The 3,323-nt window shown below is 62.9% G+C and carries 2 protein-coding genes; both read left to right on the top strand.

Going from position 1 to position 3,323, the window contains the following annotated elements; all coding sequences use genetic code 11:
* The first annotated feature begins 101 nt into the window (after nt 1-101).
* Complete coding sequence (locus EOA85_RS30870) at nt 102-1,826, top strand: penicillin-binding protein 2 (RefSeq protein WP_206523405.1); 1,725 nt, start codon at nt 102-104, stop codon at nt 1,824-1,826.
* 54 nt (nt 1,827-1,880) lie between these two features.
* Nucleotides 1,881-3,323, top strand: a 1,443-nt coding sequence (locus tag EOA85_RS30865; RefSeq protein WP_127212254.1) for a UDP-N-acetylmuramoyl-L-alanyl-D-glutamate--2,6-diaminopimelate ligase, incomplete at its 3' end; no start/stop codon positions are given.

Genomic DNA, 3,323 nt, shown 5'->3' with positions numbered 1-3,323 from the left:
ATCGAGGACCTTTCGTCCGAGCGACTGGGTGGCATGGCCGACAATTCTGGCAAAGGACCCTTGGGTGGCAAGGACCCTGTGGTCACCGGAGGCATCGTCCAATGATTCCCAGACTTCCATTGATCGCCAGACTGCTGAAGCGCCCCGCCAAGTCGGAAGACGGATCGATTGTGGTCGAAGGCGCCCGCAAAGCGACCGGCGGCAAGGGCAGGACCCGCATCGTGATGACGATGGCGGTGTTCTTCGGCATCTATTCGATCATCACCGGGCGGCTGGTCTATCTGGGTTTCCAGAACCCCGACCTGTCCGGCGGTCCGCAGAGCCGGGTGACGGCGTCTCGGCCCGATATCGTCGACCGCAACGGCGAAGTTCTGGCGACGGACATCAAGACGGCGTCGCTGTTTGCCGAACCGCGCCGCATTGTCGACGCCGACGAGGCGATCGAAAAGCTGGCGACGGTGCTTCCCGAAATCGACTACGAACAGACCTACCATAAGCTGAAGAGCGGCGCCGGCTTCGTCTGGCTGCAGCGGCAACTGACGCCCAAGCAGCAATCGGATATCATGCAGCTCGGCATTCCCGGCTTCGGCTTCCGCACCGAAAAGCGCCGCTTCTATCCGGCCGGCGAAACCTCGTCCTACATCGTCGGGCTCACCAACATCGACAATCAGGGCATCTCCGGCATGGAGAAATACATCGACGAACAGGGGCTGAGCGACCTTCAGGCGTCGGGACTTGCGGTGGCCAAGGACCTGAAGCCGGTGCAGCTCTCGATCGACCTGCGCGTCCAGCATATCGTGCGCGACGAGGTCGCCGCCGGCATGGAGAAATACCGCGCAATCGCAGCGGGCGCCGTCGTTCTCAACATCAAGACCGGCGAAGTGATGGCGATGGCCTCGGTTCCGGATTTCGATCCCAACAACCCGTACAATGCGCAGGACAAGGACCGCTTGAACCGCATGTCGGCCGGCCTTTACGAAATGGGTTCGACCTTGAAGAGCTTTACCACCGCCATGGCGCTCGATTCCGGCAAAGTGACGCTGGAAAGCCGTTTCGACGCTTCGCGCCCGATCAGGATCGGCCGCCAGACCATCCATGATTTTCATGGCAAGGCCCGGGTGCTGTCGGTGCCCGAAGTGTTCATCTATTCGTCCAATATCGGTTCGGCCAAGGAAGCCGAAGCGGTCGGCATCGAGGGGCACCGCGAATTCCTGCATCGCCTGGGCATCCTCGAGAAGATGCAGACGGAACTGCCTGAAATCGCCCGCCCGACCGAGCCCAAAGTCTGGAAACAGGTCCATTCGATCACCATCGCCTTCGGTCACGGCGTGTCGACGACGCCGCTGCAGACGGCGGTCGGCTGTGCCGCGCTGGTGAACGGCGGCTATCTGATCCAGCCGACATTCCTGAGGCGCGCGCAGGAACAGGCGATGTCGGTGGCCAAGAAAGTTGTCAGCGACAAAACCTCCGAGAGCATGCGCTATCTCTACGCGCTGAACGCCGAGAAAGGCTCAGGCAGGAACGCCAGGGTTCCTGGTTATCGCGTCGGCGGCAAGACCGGAACGGCAGAGAAGGTTGTCAACGGCCGCTACTCAAAGGACAAGAATTTCAATGCCTTCGTCGCGGCTTTCCCGATGGACGATCCGCAATATATCGTGCTTACGATCGCCGACGAGCCGAAGCCGGAAAAACCCGGCATGGGTGCAACGGCCGCCTCGAATGCTGGTGTCATGGCTGCAAACATTATCCGACGTTCGGCTTCCATGCTTGGCGTGAAGCCAGATTTCAGCCATGAAAATGGCGCAACGCTGGTTTCCTATCAGTGATTCTTGGGGCGCGCCGGCAACTGCGCGCTATTTTGTTGCTATGAACGGGGTTCGATGAAGCTGAAAGATCTAGCCGGTATCCTGTCTGTCGAGGGGACAGCTTCCTTCGATACGGAGGTTACCGGGATTTCGTCGGATTCCCGCCAGGTAGCACCAGGCGTGGTCTTCTTCGCGCTCACTGGCACCAAGGCCGATGGCACGGCCTATGCCGCCGATGCCGCCAGTCGTGGCGCAGTGGCGATCGTGGCCGGCAAGGGCAGCGCCGTCGCCGGACTGCCGGTGCCGGTTCTCGCCGTCGACGATCCGCGCCTTGCGCTGGCGCTGAGTGCCGCCCGCTACTTCGGCAGGCAGCCGCAAACCATGGTCGCAGTGACCGGTACCAGCGGCAAGACATCGGTTGCGGCCTTCACAAGGCAGATATGGGAGCAGTCAGGGTTTGCCGCTGCTTCGATAGGCACGACCGGCGTGGTGGCGCCGGGCCGCAACGAATATGGCTCGCTGACCACCCCCGACCCGGTAGATCTGCACAGGCTACTGAGGGAACTGGCGGATGCCGGCGTCACCCACGCATCGATGGAAGCCTCCAGCCACGGCCTCGACCAGCGCCGGCTCGACGGCGTGAAGCTCGCAGCCGGCGGGTTCACCAATCTCGGCCGGGACCACATGGACTATCATCCGACAATCGAGGACTATCATCGCGCCAAGCTGCGCCTGTTCGACGCGCTGCTGCCGAAGGGCGCGCCGGCCGTCATTTTTGCCGACGATCCGTGGTCGGAGCCGACGATCCGGGCGGCGAGGGCGGCAGGACTGGATGTGCTGACGGTCGGCCGCCACGGCGAGTTCCTGAGACTGAAGCGGGTCGAGCACGAGCGCCACCGCCAGCGCGCCGAAGTGGAAGTCGATGGCGTTCTCCACGAGGTCGACCTGCCGCTGGCCGGGGATTTCCAGATCGCCAATGCCCTGGTTTCGGCGGGCCTCGCCATTTCTACTGGAACGCCAGCCGCCAAAGCCCTGATGGCGTTGGAGAAATTGAAGGGCGCGCCGGGTCGGCTCGACCTCGTTGGGACAACATCCCATGGTGCGCCGGTCTATGTCGATTATGCGCACAAGCCGGACGCGCTGGAAAACGTGCTGGCGTCGGTGCGGCCGTTCACCACCGGCCGCGTCATCGTCGTGTTCGGCTGTGGCGGCGACCGCGACCGGGGCAAGCGTCCGATCATGGGTGAAATCGCTACGCGGCTCGCCGATGTCGTTATCGTCACCGACGACAATCCGCGTTCGGAAGTGCCTGAAACGATCCGTGCCGCGATCCTTGCCGCTGCACCCGGCGCTATCGAGATCGGTGATCGGCGCAAGGCGATCCACGAGGCAGTCGCCATGCTCCATGCCGGCGACACGCTGATCGTGGCCGGCAAGGGCCATGAGGAAGGCCAGACCATCGGCGCCGAGACGCTGCATTTTTCCGACCATGAGGAAGTCCGCGCCGCGCTTCAGGAG

Origin of the sequence: Mesorhizobium sp. M5C.F.Ca.IN.020.29.1.1, assembly GCF_003997375.1 — a bacterium.
Lineage (GTDB): Bacteria > Pseudomonadota > Alphaproteobacteria > Rhizobiales > Rhizobiaceae > Mesorhizobium > Mesorhizobium wenxiniae.
This window is presented reverse-complemented; position numbering and strand designations above follow the sequence as displayed.